This is a genomic window from Nocardiopsis sp. JB363, assembly GCF_900143625.1.
Classification (GTDB): domain Bacteria; phylum Actinomycetota; class Actinomycetes; order Streptosporangiales; family Streptosporangiaceae; genus Nocardiopsis.
Genome location: NZ_FRFF01000105.1, coordinates 1 through 14,101, shown reverse-complemented (window position 1 = coordinate 14,101; position 14,101 = coordinate 1). Strand labels below are relative to the sequence as shown.

Sequence of the window (14,101 nt, the reverse complement as noted above, 5' to 3'; positions counted from 1 at the left end):
TCCACCAAGAAAACGCGCCGATCGGGGCCACGAGTCCCCGAAAGGATCCGCATGTCAATGGTACGCAGCACCCCACCCGACCAGGCACCTGTGCCTGATACTCACGGCACCGTCCGCGACGGCGATGGCACCGAACGCAGATACACCACGGTGTCCTGGAACCCGTTCCGTCACGGGTCCTCCGCGAAGACACCGAAGGACCAGCAGGAAGATGACACTTCCGCCAAGACCGATCGCGGCTACAACGTGGCCATCACTCTGGCCTTCATCGGCATCATCGCGGTCACCGCGATCACGATGTATGTCTCCTACGAAGCCCAGCTCATTTACACCGACATGATCAAGGGCGAAGGGCAGGCGGGGGAGACCTCACTCGCGGTCCAGTTGGCCGCCGCCGCGTGGGATGTGGCTGCCGCGAGTTTCGCGATCCTCGCGCTCGCCACCGCGATGCGCGGCGACAACGCCTTCCGCGCCCGAGTCGCGAACCTGGGCTGCGCTGTGGCCTCCGTGCTGATGAACGGAGCGCGGATCGACGTTCCGGCGGACTCTGGACTTCTCGTCTGGACCGGCCACATCCTCGTCTGGATGGGCCCCTCCCTGCTCTACGTCATCGGCACCGACATGATCGTCTGGGAGATCCAGCGCCGCGCGATGGAACGGCGCGGCAAGCCGCTGGAGCAGGCCTCGATCTGGTCCGTCATCGCCGTTCTCATCCAGGTCCTCATCGGCGTGCTGCTCTGGTTCGTCCGGCTTCTCTTCTCACCCTGGAAGACCTTCACTCTGTTCAGGCAATGGTTCCTGGCTGAAGTCGCCTACGCACCGGGCCGCACCCTGGAAAGCGACAAGGCCCGGGAAGCGCTGGCAGAGGCCACGAAGGCCAAGGCGGTCGTCGCTGAGATCGAAAGCCGGTCCGCTGCTGCGATCACAGAGGCTGAGTCCGACTACGCGCGCAGGGCGAACGAGGCGGAGGAGCGAGCTTCCGCTGAGGTTGCCCGGGTTCGGTCTGAGGAGAAAGCGCGTGCGGAGGAAGCGATCCGCAAGGAGCGTCAGCGCGCCACGAACGCCATCACGGCCGAGCGGGACCGGGCCAACACCGCCATCTCCGAGCAGGCCTCCCGTGTGGAGGAGCTGGAGCGGGGCCACGGACAGGACCGTGAAGGCCTCAAGGCCCAGTACGACCAGGCGCTCACGCAGCTACGGTCCGAGTACGACCAGAAGGTGCACGCGCTGGAGTCCGCGGTGACTGGTCACCAGCGGGACCAGGAGCGTCTGCGCTCCGAGCTGGAGCGGGTCCGCGCATCGGCCACGCAGGGAGAGCAGTACGGGCGTGAGCTGGAGTCGGTGCGCAGCACCCTCGCGCAGGAGCAGCAGATGCGCCAGCGATCTGAGCAGCGCGTCTCCGAGCTGAGCACTGAGCACCAGGAACTGTTCGACCGGCTCAGCGGCAACGCCCAGGTTCAGCACCTCTACGGTCGCCTGGCGCGTCGGGGAGATCCCCGGTACGGAAACCCGGACTTCTTCACCGAGCTGGGCCAGGAGTTCGTCGAGCGCCACGGCGTGGCACTGACTCCGGCGAAGGTCGCCCACTACATCCGCACGTTCGTGTCCGAATCCGGTCTCACTGGTACCGGTGCGACTGCTGGGTCCGATGACAGTATGGGAGGTGCCCTGTGAGCAGGGTAATCACGCAGACCCCCGTAGCCCCCGGAGCACAGACCATGATCCTTGCGGACTCGGGCGAGGTGCCCGAAATCCACGCCCCTATGCCCTGGGACCTGGTCCCGATGCCCTACCTGATCGGCGCCCTGGTGCTCATCGTGATCATCGCGATGGTCACCGGCGCGGTCCAGCGCAGTCTGCCCGGTGGGCGTCGTCGCCCGGTCCTGCCGTTGCGGTGGCGAGCGGTGTTGCGGCTCCACCCCGGGCCGGGGTGGATCGGTGGTTGGGAGCGCTGGCGTGTGCTCGGGCTGCCTCGGGCACGCCGGACCGCACGTGTGGTGCGCCGGGACTTGACGTGGTGGCAGATGCGCCGGCCCGGCGGGTGGAAGGAGTACGCGACCCTGCTCGGCTACGCCTGGGGATGGGTGTTCCGGCGCAAGATCGTGGCGGGCCCGGAGTCGGTGGTCTTCGTCCTGGCCGGCCCGCGCCGCGGTAAGACCGGGGCCTCCGGGGAAAGGATCCTGGACGCGCCCGGCAAGGTCATCGCGACCTCGATCCGCGATGACGCCCTGTCCAAAACGGTGGGTCCCCGCTCGGAGAAGGGGCGGATCTACGTCTGGGATCCTGAGGGGGTCGGCAAGTACGCCTCAACGCTGCGCTGGGACCCGGTGTCAGGCTGCCGGGATCCTCGGGTGGCCGTGCGCAAGGCCGGTCGGATGGTCTCCTCCCAGGACTCGGGCGGATTGTCCGACGCCGACTTTTGGAACAACCAGGCGTGCATGGTGCTCGCCGGGTACCTGCACGCCGCCGCGCAGGTGGGCTACGACATGCGCCACGTCTACGCCTGGGTCAGCGGCTCCGACGACACTCCGCTGCGGATCCTGCGCGAGGCGGAGAACGCGAACTCGGCACAGCGTCAGGTCATCCAGAGGTTCTTGCAGAACATGCCCGACCGCACCCAGCAGTCGGTGTCCACGACCCTGAGCGGGGTGTTGCAGTTCATGACGCACCCCGGTATCAGTCGCATGCTGGCCCACAGCGATGACGCCCAACAGGAGCTGGGCCTGCCCGCGTGGTTCGACCCGGCCGAGTTCGTTTCCGACACCGACCGCTCGACGCTCTACCTGGTCAGCAACGGCGACGACTCGGTGACCCGCCCGCTTTTCAGCGCACTGCTGGCCGAGATCGCCCACGAGGTACGCCAGGCGGCCGCGGCCTCGCCTGACGGGCGGCTGCCGATGCCCATCGACATGGAGCTGGACGAGATCGCCAACACGGCACCGGTCCCGGTAGATGCGTGGGCGTCCTGGATGGGCGGGTGCGGGGTGCGCATCCGCGTCTACGCCCAGACCTGGTCACAGGTGGTCAAACGCTACGGGCCCCAGGGAGCCGAGTCCCTGTGGGCGTGCGCCTCGCACATCGTGGTCTACGGCGGCACCAACGAGAAGGAGGTGATCAGCCGCGTCCGTGAACTGGGCAGGAAGGTGCGGGTACGCGGCCGGGATCGCGTGCACTCCTCCTACAACCACAAGGGCGAGAAGGTCCGTGAGCGGGAGAAGACCTTCGAGACCATGGACGTGATCGACGACCTGAGCATGCCCGCCTTCCACGCCATCGTCCTGCACGGCGACGGGCCGCCCGCGCTGGTGCGCACGCCCCGGGTATGGCTGCGCCCGGAAGTTCGGCGCTGGAAGAGTCGGATGCCCGAGGGGCTGGCCGCGCCGGAACACGCCCAGGTGCCCGAGGTCGACCTCCAGCTGCGCGAGCGGATGGAACAGCCCGCAGCAGGGACCCGGCCGCTGCGGATGGTGGCCACAGGTACCGACGACGCAGCAGTGTTCGAGGAACCGACGCAGAAGGAGACGTCGAAGACGGAAGCGCCCACTCAGCCGATGCCCTCGATGGCTACCGAGCGCGTCCGGGCACGTGGCACGGCTCCGAAGCCTGGGCCGGCGGTCCGGGGGCTGGGTCGGGGCGAAGTTGGCGGATCGGGCCTGGACACTCCGCCGCCGCTGCGGCGACCGACTTCGTCGCCGACGCCTCCCGCAGGGCCCGACACTTCGTCGACGAAACGGGCTGGTTCCCTGCACCCGGCGCCGTGGGACCTGTCCCGCACGAAGCCGCTGCCGACTGAGGGTGAGGACCACCCGGCCCCCAAGCGGGCCCGGATGCCGTGGGATGAGGATGAGGGATGACGATGGACGCCGATGATTTGCGGCGTCATCTGGTGGACGGGGCCGCTCCGACCGAGGGTCGGGGCGGCTCCGCCGCTGAGGTGGCACCGATGATGACCGCGCTGTCCGTGGTGAGCACGGACATGGGCCGCTTGGACGAACGTGTCAAGGAACTGGCGGGCCACCTGGAAACGTTTCAGGCTGGCCAGGAACGAGTGAAGGCGCTCCGCACCGATCTGACCTCGCTCGCGGAGAACGTGGCCGAACTACGCAAGACCATGGAGCAGCTCACCGCGAACGAGGATGCGCCCACGCCCCCGCCACAACCTTGGGACTGGCCCTTGATGAGCGGGGATGAGGGGATCGCTGCGATCAAGGCCTTGGCGGACTGGATGGAGCACGCCCTGTTCCGGTGGTGGCCCCAGACCGCGGAGAAGATCCCCACGTGCTGGATGAGGCACACGGACATGCTGCGTGACCTGAGCCTGCTCTACGTCTCCTACCAACAGGCCTACAAGCACCCGGGCCGCCGCGTCCACCACGAGGTGGACTGGCGTCGCTCGCTGAACGACATGATCGACAGCATCGACACAGCTCGCAAGACCTACAACTGCGGAACGAAGGAACACACGGTGGGTCAGACGACCCGCTCCGATCGCGACCACGTCGAAGAGCACGTGCGGCAGATGGCCCTGGGGCAGATCTACCTGGCCGACCGTGCCGGGGATGAGGATCGGGTAGCCCAGCTGATGGACGAACACCACATCACTGCGGATGAGCTACGCACCCGGATGCAGCGAGCGTTCACCGAGTCCATGACGGTCGTGGACCAGGTGGATGCCTCTCCTGGTGCCCACCGGGAGGCGACCCGGGACGCGGCCCGGGTGTTGCTGGCCTACCGGGTCGTGGCACCCGATGACCTGAGCCAGGCCCCAAAGATCGAGTCGCTGATGAAGGCGCTGTACACGCACAAGGACCCGTCCTTTGAGCGTGTGGCCCGCGAGTACGACACCCTGGCCCGGTTGTACGCCACGATCCGCGACAGCGTGCTGCCCATGATGGTGACGGGGGGACGTACTCCGGGAGAGCAGCAGGTCATGCGAGAGCACGGGGTCACACTCGAACAGGTGATGCTCGTGCGCGGCTTGAGCAAGTCCGCTCCCCGATAAGAACGAGAACACGGAGGGGCTGCCCAGTTGGGTAGCGCCTCCGTCGCGTTCCAGACACCTCTACCTGGGTTGCTGGAGCGGCCCAGCCGGAGGGTCATCTGTTCCGCATTGGAGCCAGAGCATCGTGTGCTCCACCCCCACGATGTAGGACTGCGGAAGCTGCGGCGGATCATCTAGTGCACCGGTCAAGGCGTCAGCGGCCACTGTGGCCTCTTCACCCAGGTCTGACCACCGGGGCGGCTTCTTTTCGGTGGGCTGTCCCGACACCGGGCCCAGCTGCTGGTGCCCATAAGCCCAGGCGAAGGCGTCATGCACACCCTTCAAGAACGGATCCTCCGGGGTGGCACGCAACTCTTCACGCAGGTGACCCAGGGCCCGCTCAACGGCTGCTGTCTCGCGGATGGGCGGCTGGTGCGCGAGGAAGGCGTACTCCTCCATGGTCACTGAGCGGCTCTTAGCGTTCAGCTCGCGGATCAGCGCGACTCCCTCCTCCGGCGTCAGCTCTGGTGGCTCTGGAGGAAGAGGAAGCGCGGACAACTCATCCAGCGTCATCAGCCAGGCGGGTTTGTCCGTGGTCATGTGGACTCCTTACAGGCCTAGGCCCGGTCCGTCAATGCCGCGTCCCCTACGGTGGGCGGGCGGGGGAGTAGAGGGCCGCGACGGTGGTGTCCGTTCGGCCGTGTGCTGCCGCTCCTGGGTCCGCTCCGGTGCGGGACGCTCGGGAGCCTGCTTCTCCAGTTTCTCCCGGCGACGTTCCAACTCTGCGTCCTCACGGCTCGACAGCTCATCCCGGTAGCGCTCTTCCCGAGACCGCTCCTGGACGGTGGGCTCCTGCCCGGCGTCGCGCCCGACCTCCTCTGCGCGGCGGCCGAAGAAGCCGGTCAAGAAGGTCTTGGCAGCCTGGGCCTGTTCCAGCGCACGGCGTAGCCTGCTGTCGTCCTCGGTGACCGGGTCTTCGTGGGCCAATCCCAGGTCCAGCTCCTTCTGGACGTAGGCGGGCTCGTCCGTCTCGGCCGAAGACTCCTCGACTTCGGATTCGGGCCGTTCGGTGAGGCCCCGACGCCGGACCGGTCCCGCTTCGCTGAGGCCGAACAGCTCCTCCTGGCCCTGGATGACCTCCTCGCGCGGGTCGACGTCGATGGGCTCGATGACCTTCTCGCGCTCCTGCCGCTCCTTCTCGGTGAGCGTGTGCAGCGGGGGCAGGTCCAAGTCGGTGTGGCGGCGGTGCAGTTCGGCGTCGGCGAGCATGGCCTGCCGGCGCATGTCCTCGGTGGCCTCGACCCAGGCCTGACGCTGGTCCTGAATGCGCTGGAGCTGTTCGCGGCGCTCGGCAGCAGTCTGTGACAGAGCCTCGACCGCTTGGGCCTTGGCCTCCAGGACCCGGCGGGCCTGCTCGTCTTGTTCGACGGCGGCCTGGGCGCGCAGCCGGTGTGCCTCGCGTCCACGGTCGTCGCGTTCGGTGGTGGTGCGGCGCAGGTCCTCGCCCATGTTCGGGGGCGCCCACTGGGCCGCGCGGGCGTAGGCGGCGCGCTGCACCCACAGAGCCCCATCTCGGGCGGCCGCAACGGCTTGCTCCAACTTGTTCGCCCCGAGCGCACGGGCGGCCGCGAACCAACTCGCACGCTGTTCGGGGGAGTGGCGGTCAGGCGCGGAACCGAGCACGTTGGTGGTCTCGCTCGCGCGACCGTACTGTTCCCGGTAGGCCTCGACGCGGCCGGCGCGCAGCTGCCACTCCGTGCGGTCCATGATCTCCTCGGGCACCTCGCCCAAGCGCTCGACCAAGTAGCTGGGCGGGTTGGCAGCGGCACGCTCCCCCAGCTCGTGGACACGGGCGTCCATGTGCTGGGCCACGTCGCGCACGAAAGCGTCCATCTCGCCGTTGGCGAGCTGAGGGGTCACCGCGGACCAGGTGGTGACCTCGGTGTCGCCGGTACCGATGATCTTCTCGATGCGACCGGTGAGGACTTGGCCGACGCTGCGGACCCGTTCCCAGCTCTCCTCGGTGGCCTGGCCGATGACTTCATGCAGGTTGTGCCCGGCCAGCACGGCCTGGCGCACGGCGGTGATGACACTGCCGCGAGCGGGGTCCTTGTCCAGCTTGGAATTGATCTTGGCGGGCAACTGCTCGCCCAACGCCTTCGTGGTCTGGTCGGCCAGGTCGTCCTTGACGATGGAGGTCCACATCGACCCCAGGTGTGCCATGTGGCGCACACGGTCGGCCTCAATGCGCATGTTCTCGATGGCGGTCTGGTCGGCCTGGTCGGTCTCCAGGATCGCGGCGAGCACACCGATCGCGTCCCGATCCGTGGTGGATTCGATCCGGTCCGGGGTGGACGGCGTGGTGTCCGACGCGGTTGTGGACTCGGTGGTGACGGGTTCCAGGCCGGGGAGAGCCTCCTGCTCGTCGTGCTCCCGACCGCTCGCCGGCACACCTTCGACCGTGACGGTATCCGTGGTGGATACGATCTCGTCCGGTTCGGACGCGGCCTCATCCGCAGTGGATTCGTAGGTCTGTTCGGGTCGAAGATCGGCTTCCTGAGTGTCGGTGACGGCCCAAGCCCAGTTGCCGTAGCGGCCACGGCTCATCTCGACATACAGCCCCTGCCGAGACATGCCGTCCTCGACGACGGCGTGGCAGGTGTCCACCGTGCGACCCTGGCCAGCGTGTGCGGTTCCCGCGTACGCCAACTCCAGGTTTTGGGAGACGTAGTCGGCGGTGATCCGCACGGGTTCTCCAGGGCGTCCGTCCTCGTCGAGCAGACGAGCCCAGAGGTTGCCGTCCGCAGCGACGTTGGTGACCCGCAACCGGTCACGGTTGGTCAGTTCTCGGCGCTTGCCGTTGACCAACAGGGTGATCTTGTGGGTGTTCTGCCTGGCGGTGACCAGATCGCCAGCGCCGACCTTGTTGCCGCCGCGCACCTGGGCGGTCTGCTCGTCAGAGACGCGGCCGAGTCGGACCAGCTCCTCCCGGATTCGTCCGGCCAGCTCGTGCGCCCGGCCGTTGGTCGCGGTCAGTAGCAGAGATTCCTTGCCCGACAGGTGGTCGGCCACGTAGGCGTCGACGGCACCTTGCTCCATCTCCTCCCGAGTGCCGCCGCGCAGACGCCCGTGCTCGTCATAGACGCTGAGGACGTCCTCGTCTCCGGCACGCAGACGGACGCTGGCGTCCTTCTCCCAGTCGGCCTTGAAGCGGTAGACCCTGCTGAGTTTGAAGCTGCCCTGTTCGGCGACCAGTTGACGCATCAGCCCGCCGGCGCCGGGGGCGGCGAGCTGTTCGCTGTCTCCGGTGAGCAGGATCTTCGCGCCGACCTTGTCGGCGGCCTGCTGGATCTGGGTCATGTGGGTGGTGGTGACCATGCTGGACTCATCCACGAGCACCAGTTGGCCGGGGGCCAGGCGAGCGCCGTTCTTGATCCACTTCGCGATGTTGAAGGCGCGGTCCAGGCCCTCGTCCTGGAGGACCTGGGCGGCGGACTGGGCGGTGGTCAACCCGACGACGTTTCCGCCGGTCATCTCCCGCCACAGCTCCGCCAACCGGGAGACCGTGTAGGACTTGCCGGTGCCGGCGTAGCCCTCCAGGACGTCGATACGGCGTCCGCTGGTGAGGATTCCGTAGACCGCGGCGGCCTGGTCCTCGCCCAACCCAAAGGCGAAACTTGGGCGCTTCTTCTCGGCTTCTGTGGTGGATGCGGGTTCATCCGCTCCGGACGTCGCCGCGTCCACTCCGGAAACCCGGGGGGTCTGGGGTGCCGGTCCCACAGGACTCGTGGAGGGGCTGGCCGTGGTCTGACTATCCGCCTCGGCGACGGATCCGTCCAAGGTGGACGGTTGCTGATCCACTCCGGATACGCGCTCGATCTCGGGGCCGAACCCGATCCGCTCGGCTACCTGCTCGGCGTCGACCCGCGCGGCATCGGTTTGGGCGGCCGACCGCAGGAACCGCTCCTCGGCGTCGTACTGCTCCGGGGTCGTCCACAGCTCGAACGAGGGGTCCCGGAACACGCTCTGCCCGTTGTGGGTGAGCGAGGCGGGGATGTCCACGACGTCGGGGACCGTCATCCGCAGGACCCGTCCGCCCTGCGGGGACAGCGCCTCCTCGGTGATCTCGGTCAGCAGACGCCGCACGTCGGCCGCCTCCAGGCCGCCGAAGGAGGCGGGAAGGTGCCGGGAGATGTGCCGGGTCAGTTCGGAGCGGTCGAACGCGGCCTTGGCGCTCTGGCAGTCGGCCAGAGCCATCTCGATCAAGCGGTCCATGTCCAGGGAGGCCACTTCCGCAGCGGCCTCCTGGCGCTCCTGCTCGCTCACCTGGAACAGCGCCTTGGAGGGGATGGAGGCCAGGGAGTCGATCTCGGCGCGGGTGGTGCGCTCCTCCCAAGCCCGAAGCTCCTCGGCCTGGGTGGGCACCTTGTCCAGCTTGGTCTTCGAGGCCTTGGTCGACTTGGTGGCCTGCTGGGCCAACAAGAACGTGGCGCGGGCGCTGGGCGCATACCCGTGCTTGGCCTCGTAGGCGGCGACCAGCTCGGCCAGGCGATCGGTCACCTCCGCGCGGCGGGTGGAGAACTCGGTGATCTGCTCCGGTGCAACCCCGTCGATCTGGAAGTTCTGCCCGTCCGCAGAGGCGATCCACCGCACACCTAACTTGCGGGTGAGGCTCTCCATCATGGTGCGCTCGGCAATAGCGGAAGCGGCCGCACGGCCGCGGTAAATGGCCTGACCGTCCAAGGAACGCCATTTACCGTCAGCGCAGAGCTGACGGTTCAAAATGGCGTTGTGCACATGGATTTGGGGGTCGCCATTTCTGCTCGTGTGTTGCACGAAGCTCGCGACCACCCAGTCGCCGGCCGGCGCCCAGCGGCCGGTGCTGACACCGTTGACCTTCGCTCCGTGGTAGCCGACGCGGGCGTGGGAGGCGACCCGGTTGAGCTCGTCCACCCAGACCTTGGAAGCTTCCTTGACGCTGTCGATCACCTTGTCGGCGGCAGCGCGGGCGGCGTGGGCCTGCTCGGCGTTGCCGGCCTCCTCCGCGCGCTTGGCCATGGCCAGCAGACCGGCGTGTGTGAGGGTCACCGACTTGTGCACTGAAAAGGTGGCGTCGAAGAACTGGAGGTTCTTCCGCGCTTCCTTCTTGGCCTGAATCCGCAGCTGTTCTTTACGCTCGTCTGTGGCCTCGGGCTCACCGGACAGCTTCTTGGCGTAGATGTCGTCAACCGACATGTACTTGGACGGCTTTCGTCCCAGACGTGGCTTCTCCGCCTCGGAAAGTTCCTGGTCGAAAACAGCCGGGTCACGGATGTCGAAAAACTCGGCATAGAGTTTTTCCATGACCTTCGCATCGACCTCGGAACCCTCGGTCAGACCCAGAGCCTGGGCGCCACGGCCGGACCAATATCCGGGCGGTTCTCCGTGTTCGCGGATTGCGGACAGGTAGTAGTTCTCGGCGCCTTTACCGACGCTCTTGGTGAGGTATTCGGGGTCGTAGCCTTTGCCGATCGTTCCGATCCCGGCCACGTCCCCACCTCCCTCAGACTCGAACACTCGTTCGATCGTAGCCACTACCCAACGTGGCTGACTCTACCATGATCATTAGAGAATGCAGTGGCGTGTTCCTGAGCTTGGTAGTCGCTTCAAGATGACAGAGGGTAAGACTAGAGGTGGGACAAGCTTCGGTAGGGCAACTGAGATCGAGAACCTAGGACGGATGGGAAGAGGCACGGGAAGACGGGGCAAGGGCTGAGTGTGGGCAAACGTACCGACCCGCGCTATACTGACCGCCTCGCACCACAGACCACCCCACGACCCCGTCCCGCCGAAGGCGGAACGGGGTCGTTTGCGTTTGGTGGACTGTTACCCGCGCCGCTGTTTTCGCGCGGTGCCCGAGGCGCCGCGCGAAAACAGCCATCGACCTACCCCAGGGATCTCCGGGGTAGGTGTTTCTTCCTGCGAGGCGACTGTTACCTGAAAGGGCATGTGCGCACCTCCCTTCGCCCTCTACGGTGGATCCCATACTCCCTTCCGGCTGGAAAGGCCCCCAGGTGACCACCACCGACAAACCTCACTCCCCCGACCGTTCACGCGCGGGCGCCGGGGCGTCCGCGAAAGCTGCGGAAATCGCCCGCGAAGAACTCCCGACAGTGCTCCTGGTGGCCGCGCTCGGCGCGGCCACCGGCGCCCTACTCGGCGTCCTGCTGGGCCACCTGGGCCTGGGCGTGCTCCTGACCGTGGCGGGCGGTCTGGGGGCCGGGCTGTGGCAGCGCGGCCGCGGGGCGGCCGCGCGCTGGCGCCTGGGTGCCACCGGCGAGCGACGCACCGGCCGGCTGTTGGGCCGGCTTCAGCGGCGGGGGTGGACGGTGCTCCACGACCGTCGTCTCGGGCCGCGCTCGCGCGCCAACATCGACCATTTGTTGATCGCCCCGGACGGCACGGTGTTCAACGTGGATAGCAAAATGCGCAACGGGAAGGTGCGCTACAACGCCCGACGCAATTACCTGCGAATTGGGCGAACGTCCGGGTACCAGCTCGTTTCCAGCACGCTGTACGAATCGGAACGCATCGCGGCCACGCTCGGACGCGAGGTGGGGCCGGTGACGGTGCGCTCCGTCCTGGCAGTGCACCGGGCCAAGCTCCCGGCCTGGCGCACGATCGAAATCAAGGGCGTGCGGGTTCTGGGCGCACGCCAGGTACGTGGATGGCTGGCCTCCCAGGCCGGGCAGCCGAGCGCGCGCGGCCGCGAGATCGCCTCGGCATGGCCCAGTTCTCCCGAAGCTACGGCGAGCCGCAAAGTAACCCATGAGTAGCTGCGGGAACGGCCTGAGGTCACGGATCAGGCGAACCCACCGGTAACCCGCTCTCGGTCCGCGATCGTGTGCGCTGTCGACTACCGACCGTAACGATCTGGGAGCGCCTCCTCATGCGCCAGGACTGGACCCTCGAACAGCTCGTCGATGAGTGGACGCTGGAGCAAGGCGATCGAGAACTGGTCGGCAACAAGAGCGGAGCCACACGGCTCGGCTTCGCACTGCTGCTGAAGTTCTTCCAGATCCAGGGCCGTATCCCCACTTACGCCGAGGAGATCCCGGCGGCCGCAGTGGAGTTCGTCGCCGACCAGGTGAACGTGGACAGGGCCCTGTTCACCAAGTACGCCTGGACCGGCCGGACGATCGAGTACCACCGCCACCAGATCCGCGACAAGTACGGCACACACCCGGCCACCGAGGACGAAGAGGACCAGCTCGCCGACTGGCTCGCGGACCAGGTGTGCCCGGTGGAGGTCGACCGCGACGAGCTCGCCCAGGCCGTGGAGCGCCGGTGCCGCACCCTGAAGGTCGAACCTCCTTCACCCGGGCAGGTCGAGCGGGTCGTCGCCTCAGGAGTGCGCCGGTTCGAGGAATCCTTCACCACCAGCGTGATGACCCGCCTGGGCCCGGGCATCTGCGACCGGCTCCAGAGCCGGGTACTGGGCACCGAGGGCGTGCTGGGGGCCGTGAAGTCCGACCCCGGGCCGCTGGGGCTGGAAACCCTGCTGGAGGAGATCGACAAGCTCAAGACCGTTCAGGCCCTGGGGTTGCCGGACGAGCCGTTCGGGGGCGTATCGGAGAAGATCGTGGCCGCCTGGCGCTCGCGCGCGGCCCGGATGTACCCCTCCGACTTCGCCGAGTGCGCCGAGCCGGTGCGCTACACCCTGCTGGCCGCGCTGTGCTGGACCAGGCAGGCCGAGTTGATCGACGGCTTGGTGGAGCTGCTGATCCGCCTCATCCACCGAATCAACGCCCGCGCGGAGAAGCGGGTGGAGAAGGAGCTGATCGGTCAGCTGACCGCGGTGCCGGGCAAGAAGGGCATCCTGCGCCGGATGGTGGACGCCTCCCTGGCCGAGCCCGGCGGGACGGTGGCCGAGGTGATCTTCGGTGCGGTCCCGGGCGGGGAGAAGACGCTGCGCAAGCTGGCGCGGGAGCTGATGGCCACGGAGAAGGCGATGGCCGAGCGGGTGCGCTACCAGTTGCGCGGCTCCTACTCCCACCACTACCGAAGGATGCTCTCCCCGCTGCTGGCCGCGCTGTCGTTCCGCTGTAACAACACCTCCTACCGGCCGGTGATGGAGGCGATCGAGCTGCTGGGACGCTACACCGAGGTCGAGCGGACCGAGAAGTTCTACGGCGCTGCCGAGCGGGTGCCGATCGAGGGGGTGGTGCCCAAGGCCTGGGCCGAGGCCGTCACCGACGCCGCCACGGGGCGGGTGGAGCGCATCCCCTATGAGCTGTGCGTGCTCATCGCACTGCGCGAGGCCCTGCGCCGGCGGGAGATCTACGTGGAGGGGGCCGGGAAGTGGCGCAATCCCGACACCGACCTGCCTGGCGATTTCGAGGACAACCGGGACGTGCACTACGCGGCGCTGAAGAAGCCGGTGGAGCCGAACGCGTTCGTGGACGGGGTGCGTACCCGGATGCGCCAGGCCCTGGACCGGCTCGATGTGGCGATGTCGGAGGGCACCACGGGCGGGGTGCGGATCGTGACCCGCAAGGGCCAGCCCTGGATCAGCGTGCCGAAGCTGGAGCCTTTGCCCGAGCCGCAGAACCTGGGAGCACTCAAGGGCGAGGTGCAGCGCCGGTGGGGCACCATCGACCTGCTCGACATCCTCAAGGACACCGCGCTGCTCACCGGGTTCTGCTCCGAGTTCGTCTCGGTGGCCACCCGCGAGGCCATCCCCAAGGCGACCCTGCACCGACGGCTGCTGCTGTGCCTGTTCGCGCTTGGGACGAACATGGGCATCAAGCAGATGATCGCCACCGGCGACCATGGTGAGGACGAGGGGGCGCTGCGCCGCACCCGCGCCTCGCACATCACCCGCGACAACCTGCGCCGCTCCATCGCGACGGTGGTGAATGAGACCTTCGCCGCCCGGGACGCCGCCTGGTGGGGAACGGCCACCACCACGGCGTCGGACTCCAAGCGGTTCGGGTCCTGGGAGTCGAACCTGATGACGGAGTTCCACGCCCGCTACGGCGGGCACGGGGTGATGATCTACTGGCACGTCGACAAGGGCCGGGCCTGCATCTACTCCCAGCTCAAGTCGTGTTCGTCCTCCGAGGTCGCGGCGATGATCGA

General features: G+C 67.7%; 7 protein-coding genes. 5 read left to right on the top strand and 2 right to left on the bottom strand.

Features of this window, described 5'->3' with window-relative positions:
* Positions 1-51: 51 nt before the first annotated feature.
* From BQ8420_RS16145 to BQ8420_RS16135, 3 genes are read left to right on the top strand one after another with little or no spacing between them, the layout of a single operon-like run.
* Positions 52-1,674 carry a hypothetical protein gene (locus BQ8420_RS16145; protein ID WP_143847320.1) on the top strand — a complete coding sequence of 541 codons (1,623 nt, stop codon included), beginning with the start codon at positions 52-54 and terminating at the stop codon, positions 1,672-1,674.
* Positions 1,671-3,854 (top strand): TraM recognition domain-containing protein, encoded by a 2,184-nt coding sequence (locus BQ8420_RS16140; protein WP_143847318.1) that lies wholly within the window; start codon positions 1,671-1,673, stop codon positions 3,852-3,854. Before BQ8420_RS16145 ends, BQ8420_RS16140 begins: the two co-directional genes overlap by 4 nt.
* Positions 3,851-5,002, top strand: a complete 1,152-nt coding sequence (locus BQ8420_RS16135) for a hypothetical protein (RefSeq protein ID WP_143847316.1) — start codon at positions 3,851-3,853, stop codon at positions 5,000-5,002. The genes BQ8420_RS16140 and BQ8420_RS16135 overlap by 4 nt, the downstream gene beginning before the upstream one ends.
* Positions 5,003-5,062: 60 nt before the next feature.
* Here BQ8420_RS16135 and BQ8420_RS16130 read toward each other — a convergent pair whose 3' ends face one another.
* Together BQ8420_RS16130 and mobF are read right to left on the bottom strand one after the other, a co-directional pair.
* The gene (locus BQ8420_RS16130; RefSeq protein WP_087099949.1) at positions 5,063-5,581 is read right to left on the bottom strand and encodes a hypothetical protein; all 519 of its coding nucleotides are present in this window, start codon (positions 5,579-5,581) and stop codon (positions 5,063-5,065) included.
* 9 nt (positions 5,582-5,590) lie between these two features.
* Positions 5,591-10,537 carry a MobF family relaxase gene (mobF, locus tag BQ8420_RS16125; protein ID WP_160049329.1) on the bottom strand — a complete coding sequence of 1,649 codons (4,947 nt, stop codon included), beginning with the start codon at positions 10,535-10,537 and terminating at the stop codon, positions 5,591-5,593.
* 497 nt (positions 10,538-11,034) lie between these two features.
* Here mobF and BQ8420_RS16120 point away from each other — a divergent pair, with 497 nt between their 5' ends.
* Entirely contained in the window at positions 11,035-11,796 is a 762-nt protein-coding gene (locus BQ8420_RS16120) for a nuclease-related domain-containing protein (protein ID WP_200815955.1), read from the top strand.
* Between the two features lie 113 nt (positions 11,797-11,909).
* Positions 11,910-14,101, top strand: a 2,192-nt coding sequence (locus BQ8420_RS16115; protein WP_087099947.1) for a Tn3 family transposase, incomplete at its 3' end; no start/stop codon positions are given.